General features: G+C 69.2%; 14 protein-coding genes. 9 read left to right on the top strand and 5 right to left on the bottom strand.

From position 1 onward, the window contains the following. From VDQ18_RS03160 to ybaK, 4 genes are read left to right on the top strand one after another with little or no spacing between them, the layout of a single operon-like run. Positions 1-1,449: an NAD-dependent succinate-semialdehyde dehydrogenase gene (locus tag VDQ18_RS03160; RefSeq protein WP_323019563.1), complete on the top strand. Its 1,449-nt coding sequence runs from the start codon at positions 1-3 to the stop codon at positions 1,447-1,449. Between the two features lie 9 nt (positions 1,450-1,458). Further along, complete coding sequence (locus VDQ18_RS03155; RefSeq protein ID WP_323019562.1) at positions 1,459-2,292, top strand: p-hydroxycinnamoyl CoA hydratase/lyase; 834 nt, start codon at positions 1,459-1,461, stop codon at positions 2,290-2,292. Then, the gene (locus tag VDQ18_RS03150; RefSeq protein ID WP_323019561.1) at positions 2,293-4,542 is read left to right on the top strand and encodes an acyl-CoA dehydrogenase; all 2,250 of its coding nucleotides are present in this window, start codon (positions 2,293-2,295) and stop codon (positions 4,540-4,542) included. Between the two features lie 36 nt (positions 4,543-4,578). Next, positions 4,579-5,052, top strand: a complete 474-nt coding sequence (ybaK, locus tag VDQ18_RS03145) for a Cys-tRNA(Pro) deacylase (protein ID WP_323019560.1) — start codon at positions 4,579-4,581, stop codon at positions 5,050-5,052. A gap of 348 nt (positions 5,053-5,400) precedes the next feature. On the opposite strand, the gene VDQ18_RS03140 is transcribed toward ybaK, so the two are convergent. Genes VDQ18_RS03140 through VDQ18_RS03125 form a run of 4 tightly spaced genes read right to left on the bottom strand, consistent with a single transcriptional unit; the run spans position 5,401 to position 11,114 of the window. Beyond that, entirely contained in the window at positions 5,401-6,768 is a 1,368-nt protein-coding gene (locus VDQ18_RS03140) for an FAD-binding oxidoreductase (RefSeq protein ID WP_323019559.1), read from the bottom strand. Next, entirely contained in the window at positions 6,765-7,946 is a 1,182-nt protein-coding gene (locus tag VDQ18_RS03135; RefSeq protein WP_323019558.1) for an alpha-hydroxy acid oxidase, read from the bottom strand. Before VDQ18_RS03135 ends, VDQ18_RS03140 begins: the two co-directional genes overlap by 4 nt. Beyond that, positions 7,946-9,646, bottom strand: coding sequence for a thiamine pyrophosphate-requiring protein (locus VDQ18_RS03130; RefSeq protein WP_323019557.1), 1,701 nt, complete (start codon positions 9,644-9,646; stop codon positions 7,946-7,948). The genes VDQ18_RS03135 and VDQ18_RS03130 overlap by 1 nt, the downstream gene beginning before the upstream one ends. Positions 9,647-9,653: 7 nt before the next feature. Further along, positions 9,654-11,114, bottom strand: coding sequence for an NAD-dependent succinate-semialdehyde dehydrogenase (locus VDQ18_RS03125; protein WP_323019556.1), 1,461 nt, complete (start codon positions 11,112-11,114; stop codon positions 9,654-9,656). 219 nt (positions 11,115-11,333) lie between these two features. Here VDQ18_RS03125 and VDQ18_RS03120 point away from each other — a divergent pair, with 219 nt between their 5' ends. Further along, the gene (locus tag VDQ18_RS03120) at positions 11,334-13,697 is read left to right on the top strand and encodes a xanthine dehydrogenase family protein molybdopterin-binding subunit (RefSeq protein ID WP_323019555.1); all 2,364 of its coding nucleotides are present in this window, start codon (positions 11,334-11,336) and stop codon (positions 13,695-13,697) included. Further along, the gene (locus tag VDQ18_RS03115) at positions 13,687-14,400 is read left to right on the top strand and encodes an enoyl-CoA hydratase/isomerase family protein (protein WP_323019554.1); all 714 of its coding nucleotides are present in this window, start codon (positions 13,687-13,689) and stop codon (positions 14,398-14,400) included. Before VDQ18_RS03120 ends, VDQ18_RS03115 begins: the two co-directional genes overlap by 11 nt. Before the next feature lie 298 nt (positions 14,401-14,698). Here VDQ18_RS03115 and VDQ18_RS03110 read toward each other — a convergent pair whose 3' ends face one another. Further along, positions 14,699-15,619 (bottom strand): thioesterase family protein, encoded by a 921-nt coding sequence (locus VDQ18_RS03110; protein WP_323019553.1) that lies wholly within the window; start codon positions 15,617-15,619, stop codon positions 14,699-14,701. Between the two features lie 135 nt (positions 15,620-15,754). On the opposite strand from VDQ18_RS03110, the gene VDQ18_RS03105 reads away from it, so the two are divergent. Genes VDQ18_RS03105 through VDQ18_RS03095 form a run of 3 tightly spaced genes read left to right on the top strand, consistent with a single transcriptional unit; the run spans position 15,755 to position 17,677 of the window. After that, the gene (locus VDQ18_RS03105; RefSeq protein WP_323019552.1) at positions 15,755-16,120 is read left to right on the top strand and encodes a Rieske (2Fe-2S) protein; all 366 of its coding nucleotides are present in this window, start codon (positions 15,755-15,757) and stop codon (positions 16,118-16,120) included. Next, a complete protein-coding gene (locus VDQ18_RS03100) occupies positions 16,107-16,445 on the top strand; it encodes a hypothetical protein (RefSeq protein ID WP_323019551.1) in 339 nt (112 codons plus the stop codon). Before VDQ18_RS03105 ends, VDQ18_RS03100 begins: the two co-directional genes overlap by 14 nt. After that, positions 16,445-17,677, top strand: coding sequence for an amidohydrolase family protein (locus tag VDQ18_RS03095; protein WP_323019550.1), 1,233 nt, complete (start codon positions 16,445-16,447; stop codon positions 17,675-17,677). Before VDQ18_RS03100 ends, VDQ18_RS03095 begins: the two co-directional genes overlap by 1 nt. Positions 17,678-17,710: the final 33 nt, after the last annotated feature.

The following is a 17,710-nucleotide window of genomic DNA, read 5'->3' as shown; positions in this document are numbered from 1 at the left end:
ATGACCAAGATCGACGACCGCTACGGCGCCTTGCAGCTGTTCATCGCCGGTGAATGGCTGGGCACCGCGGGCCGCGAGACCGAACCGGTGCTGAACCCCGCGACGGGCGAGCCGGTGGGCCTGCTGCCCCATGCCAGCGCCGCGGATCTGGACCGCGCGGCAGCGGCGGCGGAAGCGGCCTTTGCCAGCTGGCGCCGGATGCCCGCCTATGACCGGGCGATGATCCTGCGCAAGGCGGCCAATCTCTTGCGCGAGCGCGCCGACCACATCGGCCGCCGGATGACGCTGGAACAGGGCAAGCCCTTCGCCGAGGCGCGGTTGGAGGCGCTGATCTCGGCCGATATCTTCGACTATACCGCCGACGAGGGCCGCCGCACCTATGGCCGCATCGTCCCCGCCCGCGTGCCCGGCATGCGCTGGATGGTGACGCGCGAGCCGGTCGGCCCGGTCGCCGCCTTCACCCCCTGGAACTTCCCCGCCGTGATCCCGGCGCGCAAGATCTCGGCGGCGCTGGCGACCGGCTGCACCATGGTCATTAAGCCGTCCGAGGAAACCCCGGCCTCGGTCATCGAACTGGCCCGCGCACTGGACGATGCGGGCCTGCCGAAGGGCGTGCTGAACGTCGTCTGCGGCGTCCCGGGCGAGGTCAGCGAACGCCTGATCGCCGCCCCGGAAATCCGCAAGATCACCTTCACCGGCTCGACCAATGTCGGCCAGCAACTGGCGATCCTTGCCGCCAAGGCGGGCGTCAAGCGGGCGACGATGGAGCTGGGCGGCCACGCTCCGGTGATGATCTTCGAAGATGCCGATGTGGACGCCGCCGTGCAGGTGCTGGCCGGGGCGAAGTTCCGCAACGCCGGGCAGATCTGCATCGCGCCGACCCGCTTCTATATCCACGAGGCGGTGCATGACCGTTTCGTGGACGGCTTTGCCGCCGCCGCCGAGAAGCTGAAGGTCGGCGACGGGATGGATCCCACGACGACCATGGGCCCCCTCGCCAACCCCCGCCGGATCACCGCCATGCAGGCGCTGGTCGAGGATGCGGTGAACCAGGGCGCGGGTCTGCGCCTGGGCGGTGAGGCCTTGGGCAACCGGGGCAATTTCTTCGCGCCGACGATCCTGACCGACGTCCCCGACACCGCCCGGATCATGAACGAGGAGCCCTTCGGCCCCATCGCCGTGACCGCCCGGTTCCAGTCGCTGGATGAGGTCATCCATCAGGCCAACCGCCTGCCCTTCGGCCTCGCCTCCTATGCCTTCACCCGCGACAGCGCGACCGCGCAGGCGCTGGCCGACCGGGTCGAGGCCGGGATGCTCGGCATCAACAACACCATGATAAACATGCCCGAAACCCCCTTCGGCGGCGTCAAGCAATCCGGCTACGGCAGCGAAGGCGGGACCGAGGGGATGGATGCCTATCTGGTCACCAAGACCGTCAGCCAATCGTAAGGAGAGACCATGTCCAATGATCCCTGGGGCCAGGATGTCCTGGTAGACTTCGAGGACGGCATCGCCTGGGTGCAGCTCAACCGTCCCGACAAGCGCAACGCCATGTCGGTCGGGCTGGCCAAGGAAATGAGCGCCACGCTCGACGCGCTGGAAGTGGACGAGCGCTGCGGCGTCATCGTGCTGACCGGTGTGGGCGAGGCCTTCTCGGCCGGGATGGACCTGAAGGATTTCTTCCGCGCCACCGATGGCGTCTCGGATGTGGAGCGCATGCGCGCCTATCGCTCGACCCGCTACTGGCAGTGGCGCGGGCTGATCCACTACGCCAAGCCGACCATCGCCATGGTCAACGGCTGGTGCTTCGGCGGCGCCTTCACGCCGTTGATCTGCTGCGATCTGGCGATTGCCGATGAGGGCGCGACCTTCGGCCTCAGCGAAATCAACTGGGGTGTGATCCCGGGCGGCGTGGTGTCGAAGGCCATCTCCACCGTGATGGGCGACCGCAAGGCCATGTATTACGTCATGACCGGCGAGAAATTCGACGGCCGCAAGGCCGAGGAAATGGGCCTCATCAACGAGGCCGTGCCCACCGACCAGCTGCGCGCCCGCACGACCGAGCTGGCCAAGGTGCTGCTGGGCAAGAACCCGACCGTCCTGCGGCAGGCGCGCATGGCCTACAAATACGCCCGCTACATGGATTGGGAGCAGGCGGCGGAATACCTGACCGCCAAGGCCGACCAGACCACCTTCGTCGACCCCGAAAAGGGCCGCGAACACGGGCTGAAGCAATTCCTCGACGACAAGACCTATCGGCCCGGCCATGGGTCCTACGTGCGCGAGGGCTGAATGCGGCTGACATCGGGGGATGACGAGCGCCTCTTGCGGGATGCCGCGCGGGGGGTGCTGGCGCGTGGCGCAGCCTGGGCCGATTTCGCCGAACAGGGCTGGCTGGCCCTGCCGGTGGGCGAGGCCTTCGGCGGGCTCGGCGGCTCGGGTCCCCTGATCGGCGTGCTGGCAGAGGAGATGGGCCGCGCCCGTGTCCCCGGCTGGGTCGCGGGTGCCGTCCTGCCCGCAGCGCTGATCGAGGCGGCGGGGAGTGCGGCGCAGAAGGCCGAGTGGCTGCCCGCGCTGGCCGAGGGCACGCTGCGCGTCGCCGCCGCGCATAGCGAGGGACGCGGGATTCTGGGCGTCTCGACCCGCTGGGACGGGGCGCTGCATGGCGTCAAACCGGCGGTGGTCGATGCAGGAGCCGCCGACCTCTGGCTGGTCACGGCCACCACCGGCGCAGGGCTCGGCGTCTTCGCCGTGACGCCCTTCGCGGCCCCGGACTACGCCCACATCGACGGCGGCCGCGCCGCGGATCTGACCTTCGTCGCCACCCCCGCAATCCCCCTTGGCGATCCCGCCAAGGACGCCACGCCCGCGATTCTCGAAGCGCTCGACCGCGCCAATGCCGCCGCCTGCGCCGAAGCGCTCGGCGCCATGGACGGGCTGATCGAGGCCACGGTCGAGTACACCAGAACCCGCGTGCAATTCGGCCAGCCGCTGGCCAAGTTCCAGGCGCTCAGGCACCGCATGGCCGAGATGGCGGTGAAGCGCGACGAGGCCCGGGGTTCAGCCCTGCTCGCCGCCCTCAGCCTGACGCTCTCGCCCCGGGACCGTGCCCGCGCCGTCTCGGGCGCCCGCGCCAAGATCGGGCGCCTCTCCCGCACTGTCGCGCATGAGGCGATCCAGCTGCACGGCGCGATGGGCGTGTCCGAGGAGATGCCGCTGGGCCTCTGGCTGCGCCGCCTCTTCGCTTTCGAGAATTCCTGGGGCCACACCGACGCCCACCTCGCCCGATACGCCGACCTCATGGCCGACCCCGCCCTGCGCGAGGAGGGCCTGCTGCGCCCCGGCCCGGACGAGGGGATGAACCTGTCGCTGTCGCCCGAGGACATCGCCTTTCGCGATGAGGTCCGCGCCTTCTTCACCGCGACGCTGGACCCCGCCACCGAACGGGCCGAGCGCCTGAACCCCTCGTTCCTGGCCCATCCGCCCACCGGGCTGACCTGGCTGCAGAAGCTGCCGAAAGGCTGGGCCGTCCCCTCATGGCCCGCCGAGCATGGCGGCCCCGGCTGGACCCTGACCCAGCGCTACCTCTTCGATCAGGAGAGCGAGCGCGCCGGCGAGCCGCATTTCCGCGGCGCCAGTTTCAAGATGATCGCCCCGGTGCTGATGCGCTACGGGAGTGAGGCACAGAAGGCCCTCTACCTGCCCCGCATCCTGAAGGGTCAGGATTTCTGGGCGCAGGGCTATTCCGAGCCGGGCTCTGGCTCGGACCTCGCCTCGCTGTCGTGCAAGGCGGTGCGGGAGGGCGACGACTACATCGTCACCGGCTCGAAGATCTGGTCGACGCATGCCCATCACGCGACGAAGATGTTCGCGCTGGTCCGCACCGATGACAGCGGCAAGAAGCAGCAGGGCATCACCTTCCTGCTGATCGATCTGAAGGCGCCGGGCGTCAGCCTGCGCCCGATCCGGTCGATCGACGGGACGCATGAGTTCAACCAGACCTTCTTTGACGGCGTGCGGGTGCCGGTCGCGGACCGCGTGGGCGAGGAAGGCGACGGCTGGGAAATCGCCAAGTACCTGTTGGAGTTCGAGCGTGGCGGGTCGTTTGCCGGCGGGCTCTTGCGCGCGCTGTATGGACGGCTCTGGCGGATCGCCGAGGGCTCGGGCCTGACCGGCGATCCCCTGTTCCGCGCCCGCTTCGCCGAGATCGGCACGGATATCGACGCCAATGACATGCTGGAGCTGGGCGCGATGTCGGCCGTGGCCTCGGGCGGGAACCCGGGCGCGGTGCCCGCGGCGGTGATGAAGATCGAGCGCAGCCGGATCCGGCAGGCGATCACCGAACTCGCCGCCCATTCCCTCGGCCCCGAGGCCCTGCGCTGGGAGGCGACGCGCCCGCTGGACGCCCTGCCGCCGGAAAGCGCCTTGGCCGAAGAGCGCAAGGTCGCCGTCCCCGCCTATCTGAACGCGCGGGCGCAGAGCATCTTCGGCGGCTCGAACGAGATCCAGCTGGAGATCATCGCCCGGGCCCTCATCGGCTGACTTGCACCGGCCTGCGCGGGGGTTCAGAAAGCCGTCATGGCAAAGACGACCCCCGCGACACAGGCGCTGGTCAAGGCCAAGGCGGCCTTCACGCTGGCGAGTTACGAGTACGACCCCGAAGCGCCCCGCGTCGGGCTGCAGGCGGCCGAGGCGCTGGGCGTGCCCCCGGCGCAGGTGTTCAAGACCCTGATGATCGAGGTCGACGGCAAACCGGCCTGCGCCATCCTGCCGTCCGATCAGGAATTGACGATGAAGCTGGCGGCGGCGGCTTTGGGCGGGAAGGCTGCCAAGATGATGCCGGTACCGGATGCGGAGCGGCGGACGGGCTACAAGGTCGGCGGCGTCAGCCCCTTCGGCCAGCGGTCGCGGGCGCCGGTGGTGCTGGACGACAGCGCGCTGGCCTTCGAGGCGATCTATGTGAACGGCGGCGCGCGCGGGTTGCAGGTGTTGATCGCGCCGGGCGAGATCTTGCGGGTGTTGGGGTGCAAGACGGCGGCCCTGACGCGGTGAGGGGGTAGGTGGGGTGAAACCCCACCCTACGGGGCGCGCGTCCGGCCGCCCGCACCGGGGTCGGCGACGGGGTGGGATGAAATCCCACCCTACAAGGTGCCGCGACTATGGTTGGGTGGGATTCCATCCCACCTCCGCCCACGCCAAGGTGCGTGCAAGCACGCACCCTACGGGTCATTCCTCATCCACGACCCATTGTTGCGCGTGAAGAGCGCTGCCCGGCGTGCCGCCGGGCGGGACATTCCTGAATAGAGCCAAGGCAACCCAGCCCGAGGACCCGTAGGGTGGGATTTCATCCCACCACCGCAACGTCCCGTAGGGTGCGTGCTCGCACGCACCGCCCGCGTCCTACCCCTCCTGCCCCAGCTTCCCCGGGTTCATGATCCCCTGCGGGTCGAGCGCCGCCTTGATCGCCTTCATCAGGTCGACCCCGCCCCCATGCTCGCGCCGCAGGTATTTGAGCTTCGACACCCCCACCCCATGCTCGCCGGAAAACGTCCCGCCCATGTCCATCGTCCGCTGGTAAAGCCGCTCGGCCAGCCGGTCGGCGATGGCGTATTCGCCCTCGTCCCCCGGCATGATCAGATAGCCGACGTGGAAATTCCCGTCCCCCACATGACCGATGATCTTGACCGGGAAGGGCGCGGTATCGGCCTCGCGCCGGGCCTCCAGCACCGCCTCGGCCAGCCGCGACACCGGCACACAGACATCGGTCGTGTAGGTCTTGCAGCCCGGGCGCAGCGACTGGTTGGAATAGATCGTCTCGTGCCGCGCCTTCCAGAGCCGCGCCCGGTCCTCGGGCCGCGTCGACCAGGCGAAATCCGAGCCGCCGTTGTCCAGCGCCAACGCCTTCACCGCCTCGGATTGCTCGGCGACCCAACGCTCGGACCCGTGGAACTCCAGAAACAGCGTCGGCGCGACCTTCAGCCCCAGCCCGGCGTGAGCATTGGCCGCCTTCACCGCCACCTCGTCGAGGAACTCGATCCTTGCCACCGGCAGGGCCGATTGCATGGTCTCGACCACCGTCTGCACCGCGCCCTCCATCGTCTCGAAAGCGCAGATGGCCGAGGCGGTGACCTCCGGGATCGGGTGCAGCCGGACGGTAACTTGCGTGATGATGCCCAGCGTCCCCTCGGCGCCCACAAACAACTTCGTCAGATCATAGCCGGTCGAGGATTTCTTGACCCGCCGCCCGGTCTCCACCACCTCGCCCGAGGCCGTGACGACGCGCAAGGCGATCACCGTCTCGCGCATCGTGCCGTAGCGGACCGCCGTGGTGCCGGAGGCGCGGGTCGAGGCCATGCCCCCCAGCGACGCATCCGCGCCGGGGTCGACGGTGAACATCAGCCCCCGGTCGCGCAGGTGCTCGTTCAACTGCTTCCGGGTCACGCCCGCCTCGACCACCGCGTCGAAATCGGCGTCGTGGACGGCGAGGATGCGGTTCATGCCCTTCAGATCGAGGCTGATGCCGCCCTTCACCGGGATCGTATGCCCCTCCATCGATGAGCCGGCGCCGACCGCCACCACCGGCACGCCATGCTTCGCGCAGAGCTTCACCGTCGTGACGACATCGGCCTCTTCGGTCGGGAAGACCACGGCCTCCGGGCGGTGGGCGGGAAGACGGCTCATGTCGTGGCCGTGGTGGTCGCGGACGGCCTCATTCAGCGAGACTATCTCGCCCAAAGCCTCGGTCAAGTCGGTCAGGAAGGGATTCATGGCAGGCTCCAGGCGCCCGGGTGACGGGTGGCCAGCGTCGGGATATCCTCGACGCGGGTGACGCCGGTCTGGCCCATGGCGAGGCTCAGTTCCTCGATGAACGCGCCGCCCATGTGCCGCGCGCCGATATCGCCCAGCGCGGCGAGCGACAGCATGAAGGCCCGGCCCGCCAGCACGCCCTTGGCGCCCAGCGCCAGCGCGCGCAGCACATCGACGCCGGCCGTGACGCCGCTGTCCAGCATCACTGTGGCCCGCGAACCCACCGCCGCCGTGACCAGCGGCAGCACATCGGCCGAGGCCGGGGCCGCGTCGAACTGCCGCCCGCCGTGGTTCGAGACGACGAACCCGTCGATGCCCAAAGCCCCGGCCCGTTCCGCATCCTCGGGGTGCATCACGCCCTTGACCATCATCGCCCGCGGCCAGCGGTCCCGCAGCCGCGCCAGCGCGTCCCAGTCGAAACCGCCGCCAACATGCTTGCCGACAAAGGCCGCCGTCACATCGCGACCGGGACCGGAATAGGGAACGATGTTGGCGAAGGTCGGGATGCCGTGCCGGGCGATGGCCATGGACCAGGGCCAGGCGACGGCGGCCTGGGCGAAAAGGCTCGCGGTCAGCCGGAAGGGCATCCCGAAGCCGTTGCGCATGTCGCGCGGCCGCTTGGTACGGGCGGGCACGTCCAGCGTCGCGGCCAGCACCTTGGCGCCCGCGCGTTCCGCCCGGTCAGCGAGGTCGAAGGTCACGCGATGATCCTCGGCCGCCAGCGGATAGAGCTGGAACCAAGTCACATCGGGGGCGAGCGCGGCGACCGTCTCGATGGTCTCGGTCGCCAGCGTGCCGACCATGTAAGGCAGGTTCAGCGCCTGCGCGGCCTCGGCGAAGGCGCGCGTCGCGCCCGGCCACATGATGCCGTCAAAGCCGATGGGCGCGATCCCCACGGGTGCTGCGTAGCGATGCCCGAACAGCTCGGCCGAGGGGTCCACATCCCCGACCTTCACGCCATAGCGCGGCATCACCTCGATGGATTGCAGCGCGCGGCGGTTGCGGGGCATGCCCGTCTCGTCCCCCGCGCCGCCTTGCAGGAAGTCGAAGGCAAAGCGCGGGATGCGCCAGCGCGCCCGGCGTTCCAGATCCGCCACCATGGGGAAACGACGCCGGAGCGGGACGAGGCGCGGGTCCATCAGTAGCTCACCACCACTTCCAGAAGCGCCTGCTGCCCGGCCCGTGTCGCGGCCAGCGCCCGCTGGATCGCGGCGGGCAGGTCGGCGCCGTCCACCACCTGCTCGGCATGGGCGCCATGCGCCCGGGCCGCCGCCGCGTGGTCGGGCATCGGCGCCAGCGAGGTGATCGGCATGGTGTTGGCCTGCGCCGCCTTGCCGTCCGGGTACATGTAGAGCGTCGAGCGGCGGACCGCGTTCCAGATGCCGTTGTTGAAGACGACCGTCAGCAGCGGCAGGCCCAGCGCGGCCGCCGTCTGGTGGCAGGCCGAAGGATTGGCGAAGAGGTAGGACCCGTCGCCCACACAGGCCACCACCTGCCGGTCCGGCGCCGCCAGTTGCGTGCCCAAGGCCGCGGTCATCCCCCAGCCGAGGCCCCCGGACAGGGGCGAGCCGAACAAAGTGTTCGGCGCGCGGAATTCCATCACCGAGGGGTCGACGCCCAGCTCGTTGACGAAGGTGAAGCTGTCGTCGGCCGCGTCGGACAGGCATTTCGAGACATAGGCCGGGCTCATCGGCTGCCCCTGCCCGGCGGCGACGCGCTTCGCCACGCCCTCGGCCTGCTTCGCGCGGAACTCGGCCACCCGGGCGCGGCGTTCGGGATGCGCGGTGTCGGTGGCCAGCGCGTCCAGTTCCGCCTTCAGCGCGGCCAGCGTCGGCGTGATGCCCCCCGCCAGCGAGATGTCGATGGGGAAGCCCCGGTTCGGCACCGTCTGGTGCAGCGGATCGGGGCCCAGCGCGATGATCGTGCAGTCAACCGGCGGCTCGACCGTCTCGGGGATCCACGGCACCATGGCGTTGAGCGCGACGATCACGTCGGCGTCCTTGACCCAGGGCGTCGGCTCGCGGCCCGCGTGCATCGGATGCGTCGTCGGCAGGGCCTGCCGGATCGACCAGTATTCGACGACCGGGATTGCATGGGTCTCGGCCAGCGCGGCCAGCAGATCGAAGCCCGCGAAATGGTCGGGGCTTTGCGAGATGATGACCGGGCGCCTGGCCTTGGCCAGAGCCTCGGCCGCCCGGCGGATCGCGGCGGGATCGGCGGCGCCGTAGCTGGTGGGCGCGACGTTAGTTCCCGGGCGATGCGGCGGAATCGGCTTTTCCTCGGCCAGAACCTCGCGCGGGAGGGACAGATAGACCGGCCCGCGCGGCTCGCTCATGGCGATGCTGACGGCCCGGTCCACCACCGCGCCGCCCTGCTCGGGATAGCGCAGCTCGTAATCCCATTTCACCACCTCGCGGATCATCGCCGACTGGTCGCGCATCTCCTGCCCCCAGTGGATCGGCGAGGAACGGGACCCAAACCGGTTCCCCTCGGTCAGCGGCGTCCGGCCCGAGCACATCACCACCGGCACGCTTTCCGATCGGGCGTTGATCAGCCCCATCACCGCATTCGCCAGCCCCACGTTCACATGCACCATGACCCCGGCGGGCGAGCCCTTCATCAGATACCAGCCATGCGCCATGCCCAGCGCCACGCCCTCATGCGTGATCGTATGGACCGTGGGCAGGTCCAGCCCGCTTTCGCCCGCATTCGCATAGGCCTCGATGATCGAGGGGAAATCGGTGCCGCCATTGGCGAAGAGCACCTCGACCCCCGCGGCTTTCAGGCGGCTCAGGACATCTTCGGCCGCGGTGGTGCCGGTCGGGATCTGGTATTTCATGGCGGCCTCAGGTGACAGAGATGGTTCGGGTGACGAGATAGGCGTCCAGACCTTCGGTCCCGACCTCCGACCCCAGCCCGCTTTCCTTGACCCCGCCGAACGGGGTTTCGGGCATCGAGATGTTGAAGGAATTGATGCCGAACATCCCGGCCTCGATCTCGTCCGAAAGCCTGTGGATATTGGCGACCGACTGGGTGAAGGCATAGGCCGCCAGACCATAGGGCAGCGCATTGGCCTTCTGGATCGCGTCGTCGATGCCGGTGAAGCGGTTCAGCACGGCGACCGGGCCGAAGGGTTCCTCGGACATGATGCGCGCCTCGTCAGGCACATCGGCCAGCACAGTCGGCGCGTAATAGAAGCCGTCATTGCCCAGCCGCTCGCCCCCCGCCAGCAGCTTGGCGCCCTTGGCCACGGCGTCCTGCACCAGCGCCTCGATCCCGTCGCGGCGCCGCGCATGGACCAGGGGGCCCATCTGCGTATCCGCCGCCAGCCCGTCGCCGACGCGGATCTTCTTCGCCCTTTCGGCAAAGCCCGCGCAGAAGGCGTCATACGTGGCGTCCTGCACGTAGAAGCGGGTGGGCGAGACGCAGACCTGACCGGCGTTGCGGTACTTGCGGAACACGGATTGCTCCAGCGTCGCCTCGAAGGGCGCGTCGTCGAAGACCAGCACCGGCGCGTGGCCGCCCAATTCCATCGTCGTCCGCTTCACCCCGTCGGCCGCCAGCTTGATGAGGTGCTTGCCGACCGGGACTGAGCCCGTGAACGAGATCTTCCGGATCACCGGCGAGGCGATCAGGTGCCGCGAAATCGTGTCCGGCACGCCGAAGACCACGGCGATGACGCCCGCGGGCACCCCGGCATCGACCAGACAGCGCGCCACGGCGAGGGCCGAGGCCGGGGCTTCCTCGCCCGGCTTGTAGATCATCGGGCAGCCGGCGGCCAAGGCTGAGCCCATCTTGCGGCAGGCGTTGCCGATCGGGAAGTTCCAGGCCGAGAAGCCGGCGGCGGGGCCGACCGGCTGGCGGATCACGCTGAAACGGGTGTCGCCGAAGCGGCCCGGCGGGATGCGGCCCCAGGTGCGGCGCGCTTCCTCGGCGAACCATTCCAACTCCTCGCAGGCGACATGCAACTCGATCTTGGCCTCGCCCAGCGGTTTGCCCATCTCCAGCGTCGCCAGCCGGGCGATGGCATCGCCCCGGTCATGCAACAGGTCGGCGGCGCGTTTCAGGATGCGGCCCCGTTCGCGCGGCGAGAGTTTGCGCCATTTGGGGAATTCCCGCTCGGCCGCGGCCAGCGCCCGGTCCAGATCCTCGGCGCTGGCATGGGGCACACGGCCGATGGCGCGGCCGGTCGCCGGATTCACGACGGGCGTGGAAGGACGGGCATCAGCGCCGATCCATTCCCCGTCGATCAGCAGTTCCGCCTCGGTATAGCCTTGCGGCACAAGCATTTCCGCGCTGTCGGTCATGCGATCCCTCCCCCTGTTCCGGCCGCGCAATCGGGCCTTGCCCTCGCCCGCCGGTTCCGCTTTGATATAAGAAAGCCTGATATTGTCAACATTCGAGGACCGCCCCGTGCCCGCCTGCCAACCCTCTCAAACGGGTGCGACCCGCGACGCCCTGCGCCTGCCCCTTGTTTGTCAATGTCTAAACTGGTTCATGATAGTCACGCAAGAAGGAGTGGCCCGATGAGCGACCCGGTGACCCCCCCGAATCGCGGCAACGGCAATCGCTGGATCGGTGCCGCCCTGCCCCGGCGCGAGGATGTGCCGCTGTTGCAGGGACAGGGCCGCTATGCCGACGATCTGGCCCTGCCCGATGCCGCCTTCGCCGTCTTCGCCCGGGCGCCCGTGGCGCATGCGCGCATCGCCGCGCTCGATGTCGAGGCCGCGCGGGAAATGCCCGGCGTGCTGGCCGTCCTGACCGGCGCCGATCTGGCCGCGGCGGGCGTCGGCCCGATCCCGCACCAGATCGGCAGCGCCGACCGGGGGTCCGACATGCCGCTCAGGCAGCGCGACGGCTCGGCGCGGCTGAGAACCCTGCACCATCCCCTGCCGCTGGACGCCGTGCGCTTCGCCGGAGAGGCCTATGCCTGCGTCATCGCCGAGACGCCCGATATCGCCAAGGACGCCGCCGAGCTGATCGAGGCCGAGTTCGACGACCTGCCCGCCGTGACCGATGCGGTGAAGGCCCTCGCCCCCGAGGCACCGCAGGTCTGGCACAACGTCCCCGGCAATCTGGCGCTGGAGGCCGAACTGGGCGACGCCGCCGCGACCAATGCCGCCTTCGCCAAGGCCGCCCATGTCGTCCGCTTCGAAAGCCACGTCAACCGCGTGACCGGCGTCCACATGGAGCCCCGCACCGCCGCCGCCGAGTACCGGGACGGCCGTTATGTCGTGCATTGCTCGGGCGGTGGTGGCGTGGTGCAGATCCGCGAGCATATCGCCGCCTCGCTGGGCGTGGGGTTGGAAGCGGTCCGCATCCTCGCCCCGCCGGATGTGGGCGGCAATTTCGGCAGCCGCAACGCGACCTACCCGGAATGGGTGGTCATCGCCCATGCCGCCCGGCTGATCGGCCGCCCGGTCAAGCACCGGGTCGAACGGCTGGAGGCCTTCGTCAGCGATTTTCAGGCCCGCGACCTGCATATCGAGGCGGAGTTGGCGCTGGACAGTGACGGCAAGTTCCTCGCGCTCCGCTGCGTCAACACCTCGAACCTCGGCGCCCATACGGTCAGCTACACACCCTTGAACAAGGGCCTGCAGCTGATGACCGGCGTCTACCGCGTGCCGGTCGCCCATGCGGTTGGCCGCGCGGTGCTGACCAACACCCCCTCCACCATCCCCTACCGCAGCGCCGGACGGCCCGAGGCGATCTATGCCATCGAGCGGCTGGTGGATCTGGCGGCCTTGCAGACCGGCATCGACCGGGTAGAGCTGCGCCGCCGCAACATGATCCCGCGCGAGGCCTTCCCCTATCGCAACCCGTTCGGCGTGACCTATGACAGCGGCGACCATCTGGCGACGCTGGCCACCGCGCTGGAGATGGCCGATGCGGCGGGGTTCGAGGCTCGGCGGGCCGAGGCGCGGACCCGCGGCATGTACCGGGGCCTCGGCATCGGCAATTACATCGAGGGCGCGGGCGGCTTCCCCCGCGAACGCGCCGTGGTGACAGTAGAGGAGGATCGGGTCGAGGTCGTGCTGGGCACCCAGGACACCGGCCAGGGCCACCGCACCGCCTTCGCCCAGTTGGTCGCGGGCTGGCTGGGGCTGGAGCCCGAACAGGTGGTGCTGAAGACCGGCGACACCGATCAGGTGCTGGCCGGCGGCGGCTCGCATTCCGGCCGCTCGCTGAGGTTCGGCAGCATCGTCATGGATCAGGCGGTCAAGGGCGTGCTGGCCCGCGCCAAGGCCGTCTTCGGCGCGCTGACCGGGGCCGAGGCCGAGTTCGAGGACGGCGTGTTCCGCGCGCCGGGCACCAACCTCGCCATGACGCTGTTCGAGATCGCCGCGCGCAGCCACGATCCCGCGCTGCCCGAAGATCTGCAAGGCCCGCTGACGGCGGTGGGCGACGCGGTGACGGCGGGCCTGAGTTTCCCCTATGGCGCCGCAATCTGCGAGGTCGAGATCGACCCCGAGACGGGCGCCCTGACCATCCCGCGCTACACCTCGGTCGATGATGTCGGCCGGGCGCTGAACCCGCTGATCTTGCACGGGCAGACCCACGGCGGGATCGTGCAGGGCGTGGGGCAGGCCTGGCAGGAGGCGATCCGCTTCGACGAGGACGGCCAGCCGGTCGCCGCCAGTTTCATGGATTACGCCATGCCCCGCGCGACGGATTACCCCTCCTTCGCCACGGCGCTCAGCGAGGTCCCCGCGACCAGCCACCCGATGGGCTTCCGCCCCGGGGGCGAGGGCGGCACGACCCCCGCGCTCGGCGTCTTCGTCAGCGCGATTGCCGATGCTCTGGGCGAGCTCGGCGTGCATCATGTGGAAATGCCGGCAACACCGCTGGCCATCTGGGAAGCGATCGGGAGGGCACGCGATGGAGCTTAAGGTCGAAACGAAGGGCAAGGTGCTGGAGATCACGCTCTGCCGGGGCGAGGCGGGGAACGCGCTGACCGCGGGCATGACGGAGGGGATCGCCGCGGCGGTCTCGGCCCCGGCGCCGGAGGTCACGGTGATCCTGTTGAAAGCCGAGGGGCCCGATTTCTGCACCGGCCGCGCGCCGGTCATGCCGCCCAAGGACGCGCGGCTGACAGCGAATGACCTCAGGGCAAAGATTTCGGACCCGGTGCTGGCCTTCTACGAGGCGCTGCGCTCGGCCCCGGTGCCGGTCGTGGCGCGCGTTCAGGGCCGCGCGGCGGGGGTCGGCTGCGCGCTGGCGGCGCTGGCGGATGTGGCGGTGGCGGACAAGGCGGCGGTCTTTTCGGTGCCCGAGATGAACCACGACATCGCGCCGACGCTGGTCATGGACGCGCTGGTCGACCGGGTGCCGCGGGCGGTGCTGGCCCGGCTGGTGCTGACGCGGCAGGCGGTGACGGCGGCCGAGGCGCAGGCGATGGGGCTCGTCGGCGTGGTGGCCGAGGATCTGGACGCGGCAGTGGCGGGCGTGGTCGAGGGGCTCTCGGCCAATTCCCCGGCCGTGGTGCGGGCAGTGAAGGCCTTCCTCAAGCGCGCGCCCGAGGCCTCGGGGGCGACAAGGCGGGAGCTGGCGGCGTTGCTGAACGCGGCGGCGACGGCGGAGCGGTTCCGGTAGGGAGGCGCGAGGTGGGTTGAAAACCCACCCTACCGGGGCGCGCCCCCTGTCGTTCCGAGAGGCGAGGGCGGGGATGGTGCGTGCAAGCACGCACCCTACGGATGACGATCTGGTTGTCGCGATGAGGGCGGCGCCCGGACCGGAGGAGTGGACGAGAGGTACCCGGCCCTCGGGGGAGCCGCACCCAAATGACTGGCCCGTAGGGTGCGTGCTCGCACGCACCGATGCGACCCCGACGAAAAAGGCCGCGCCCCCCACGCGCCCCGGAGGGTGGGATTTCATCCCACCACGCGCGCCCTCACATCCCCAGATCCGGCAAACTCAACGGCGCCAGCAAGTCCCGCGCCCGATCCGACACCCGGATCACCTTCCGCGTGTCGAGGTCGAAATTCACCGCGATCGACTGCATCGTGCCCCAGACCTGCCCCGTCACCGGGTCGAGCATCCAGAACACCAGCTTCTGCACCTGCCCCTCGATCCCCTGCAAACCGCCCCGGACCTCATAGGCGTCCCCCAGACGCGGCCAGTCCAGATGCAGGATGCGGAATTCCACCACCGCGCCGCCAACCCGCGTGGGCACCGGATCGGCGTTCTGGGCGATGATGTCGCGGAAGGGGCCGGTCAGCGAGCGGATCCCGTCCGACACTGCGCCGATGAAATTCCATGCCCCCATCCGCCCGAAGGCATCCGCCCGGTCCGGCCCGACGACCCCCATCGACAAGCGCTTGAGATCCTGCGCCTTTTCAGCCGACGCAGCCGATTCCACCGGCCCGACCGGGGTCGAGCGCGGCGCGGCATTGTCGGGCATCGACACGCGGCGGGCTTCGGACCGGGCGGCGAAACCCTCAGGCCAGGGCAGGGCCGCACCGCTTGCAGGGTGGATATGGCGCAGGCGGATGCGGAACGTGGCCTTCACCTCGGCCTTGGCCACCTCCTCCATCACCAGCAGCACTTCGACCCAGTCCGGCCCCGCCTCCAGCACCCCGCCCGACAGGCTCAGCGACGCGGCCTGCCGCGCCTCGCGGTGGAAGCGGATATGCATGTCCTCGACGGCGAAACTGGTCTCGGCATCGGCGCGGGTCGTGCCCGGCAGACCCAGCTGCGCCAGCAGCATCGCCACGCCCTCGACGGCGCGCAGCACGTAGAAGCGGGTGTTCAGATGCCCCATCTCGTCGCATTCCCAGGCCGCGACACTGCCCCGCCAGACTTCGGTATCCACCCTTCGCCCCTCCGTTTTGGCCGCAGCCTAGGGGGCGCCCGGATATAAGGCAAGTTGATAAAGAAGCCCTTGCCCTGCCGCCCGCCGCAGGTAACAATGACGGATAGAATTCAACGATGTTGAACGGGAGGCAGCATGCGGGAATTCCTCGTGGGCCCCGCCGAGGCGATTGCCGAAGGCGGGCGGCTGGTGGTCGATTGCGACGGCGCCGAAGTCGGCGTGTTCCGCGTCAAGGGCCGGCTGGTCGCCTGGCACAATACCTGCCCGCACCGGCAGGGGCCGGTCTGTCAGGGCCGGATCTATGCCCGCGTCATCGAACCCGTCGCCGCCGATGGCACGACCCGGCTGCTGGCCTATGCCGAGGATGAACCGCATCTCGTCTGCCCCTGGCACGGCTACGAATTCGATCTGGAAACCGGGCGTTGTCAGGGGCGCGAGGCGATGCGCCTGAGACCCGCCAAGCTGCGCGAGGACGGGGGCGTGGTCTATGTCAGCGTCTGATCCCCTGAAGAACGACCCCTACGGCTGGATCGACGAGGCCGCGCGACAGATCGACGAGGCCTCGGTCGCCATGGTCGCGCAGGGCGAGGCCGCGCGTGTCTCGGACGAGGCGGTCGCGCAGCTGATGACGGCGGCGATCCGCCTCTATGCCGCCAAGTCGGATGGCGAGGAGCGGACCTTCCCGCCGCTGACCGGCCGCGGCGACCAGATCAGCGCCACGGAACTGCTGACCGCCGTCTCGGAACTACTGCGCGCCCAGCATCTGAGCCCGATGGAACTGGCGCTCTGGTTCCGCCACCGCCCCGAAGAGATGAAGGCCGATTGATGGACGCCAAACCGATCCCCGCCGCCCGCCCCCTGCCCGTCCAGGAAATCGACGTCTTCACCGACACGCGCGAGGTGCTGGCCCATGCCCACAAAGGCGCGCAGAAACGCGGCTTTCAGGACTGGCTGATCTGCGACGTGGACGCGCATCACGTCGAGACGGTGAACTGGCACGAGATGGTCAGGTACATCGAGGACCCGGTGATCCGCCATCAGGCGATGCTGTTCCATCAGGAGAAGACCGGCGGCGCGCCCTATGGGCTGAACGGCGACGCGGGGCTGAAATATCAGGACGTGGGCGGCCGCATCCCGCATCAGGCCGGGGTGCGCGAGCCGGTGGACGACAAGAGTGTCCACCGCGACGTGACCCTGACCCGCCGGGCGATGCACTCGCTGGGGATCGACTACATGGTCCTGTTCCCGACGCCGATGCTGACCCTCGGCCTGCATCCGCAGCCCGAGATGGAGGTGCATCTGTCGCGCGCCTACAACCACTGGCTCATCGACAACGTGCTGAAGGCCGACAGCCGCATCAAGACGCTGGCTTACCTTCCCTTCAACACCCCCCGCGAAGCCGAGGCGATGATCACCGAATTCGCCGACCAGCCCGGGGTGATCGGCTTCTGCGTCCCCTCGGTCCGCCACAAGGCGCTGCACCACAACGATTACATGCGCTGCTATGCGATGCTGCAGGAGCTGGGCAAGCCGGTGGCCTTCCACGCTGCCTATCACTGGCAGGACCCCTCGCTGGCGACCGTGAACCGGTTCCTCGGCATGCATGCGCTGGGGTTCGCCTGGTGCAACATGGTCCACATGACCAACTGGATCCTGAACGGCATTCCCGAACGCTTTCCGAAGCTGAAAAGCATCTGGGTGGAAAGCGGGCTGGCCTGGGTGCCCTTCCTGATGCAGCGGCTGGATGATCAGTATCTGATGCGCCCCTCCGAGGCGCCGCAGCTGAAACGCCTGCCGTCCGAGTACATGCGCGAGCATTGCTGGTACACGACCCAGCCGATGGAAACGGTGAACATGAAGGCGCTGCAGGTCACGCTGGAGATGATCAACGCCGAGAACCAGCTGCTCTTTGCCTCCGACTGGCCCCACTTCGATTTCGACCTGCCGCAGGAGATCTACGACCTGCCGTTCCTCAGCGAACAGGCCAAGCGCAACATCCTCGGGCTCAACGCGGCGAAGCTCTTCGGGCTCGATCCGCGGCCCGTGAAGTCCCTGTGATGGATTCCCCCCGTGAAGCCGGGTAGAACAGGT

Source organism: Pararhodobacter sp., assembly GCF_034676075.1.
Taxonomy (GTDB): Bacteria; Pseudomonadota; Alphaproteobacteria; order Rhodobacterales; family Rhodobacteraceae; genus Pararhodobacter.
Note: the sequence above shows the minus strand (reverse complement) of the source record. Positions and strands in the feature narration are given on the sequence as shown.

What these genes read in the sequence shown, in the direction of transcription:
- VDQ18_RS03105 (WP_323019552.1), top strand. Translation starts at nt 15,755, where the DNA reads ATGCGGGAATTCCTCGTGGGCCCCGCCGAGGCGATTGCCGAAGGCGGG.
- VDQ18_RS03135 (WP_323019558.1), bottom strand. Translation starts at nt 7,946, where the DNA reads ATGGACCCGCGCCTCGTCCCGCTCCGGCGTCGTTTCCCCATGGTGGCG.
- VDQ18_RS03155 (WP_323019562.1), top strand. Translation starts at nt 1,459, where the DNA reads ATGTCCAATGATCCCTGGGGCCAGGATGTCCTGGTAGACTTCGAGGAC.
- VDQ18_RS03100 (WP_323019551.1), top strand. Translation starts at nt 16,107, where the DNA reads ATGTCAGCGTCTGATCCCCTGAAGAACGACCCCTACGGCTGGATCGAC.
- VDQ18_RS03115 (WP_323019554.1), top strand. Translation starts at nt 13,687, where the DNA reads ATGGAGCTTAAGGTCGAAACGAAGGGCAAGGTGCTGGAGATCACGCTC.
- ybaK (WP_323019560.1), top strand. Translation starts at nt 4,579, where the DNA reads ATGGCAAAGACGACCCCCGCGACACAGGCGCTGGTCAAGGCCAAGGCG.
- VDQ18_RS03160 (WP_323019563.1), top strand. Translation starts at nt 1, where the DNA reads ATGACCAAGATCGACGACCGCTACGGCGCCTTGCAGCTGTTCATCGCC.
- VDQ18_RS03150 (WP_323019561.1), top strand. Translation starts at nt 2,293, where the DNA reads ATGCGGCTGACATCGGGGGATGACGAGCGCCTCTTGCGGGATGCCGCG.
- VDQ18_RS03120 (WP_323019555.1), top strand. Translation starts at nt 11,334, where the DNA reads ATGAGCGACCCGGTGACCCCCCCGAATCGCGGCAACGGCAATCGCTGG.
- VDQ18_RS03125 (WP_323019556.1), bottom strand. Translation starts at nt 11,114, where the DNA reads ATGACCGACAGCGCGGAAATGCTTGTGCCGCAAGGCTATACCGAGGCG.
- VDQ18_RS03130 (WP_323019557.1), bottom strand. Translation starts at nt 9,646, where the DNA reads ATGAAATACCAGATCCCGACCGGCACCACCGCGGCCGAAGATGTCCTG.
- VDQ18_RS03095 (WP_323019550.1), top strand. Translation starts at nt 16,445, where the DNA reads ATGGACGCCAAACCGATCCCCGCCGCCCGCCCCCTGCCCGTCCAGGAA.
- VDQ18_RS03140 (WP_323019559.1), bottom strand. Translation starts at nt 6,768, where the DNA reads ATGAATCCCTTCCTGACCGACTTGACCGAGGCTTTGGGCGAGATAGTC.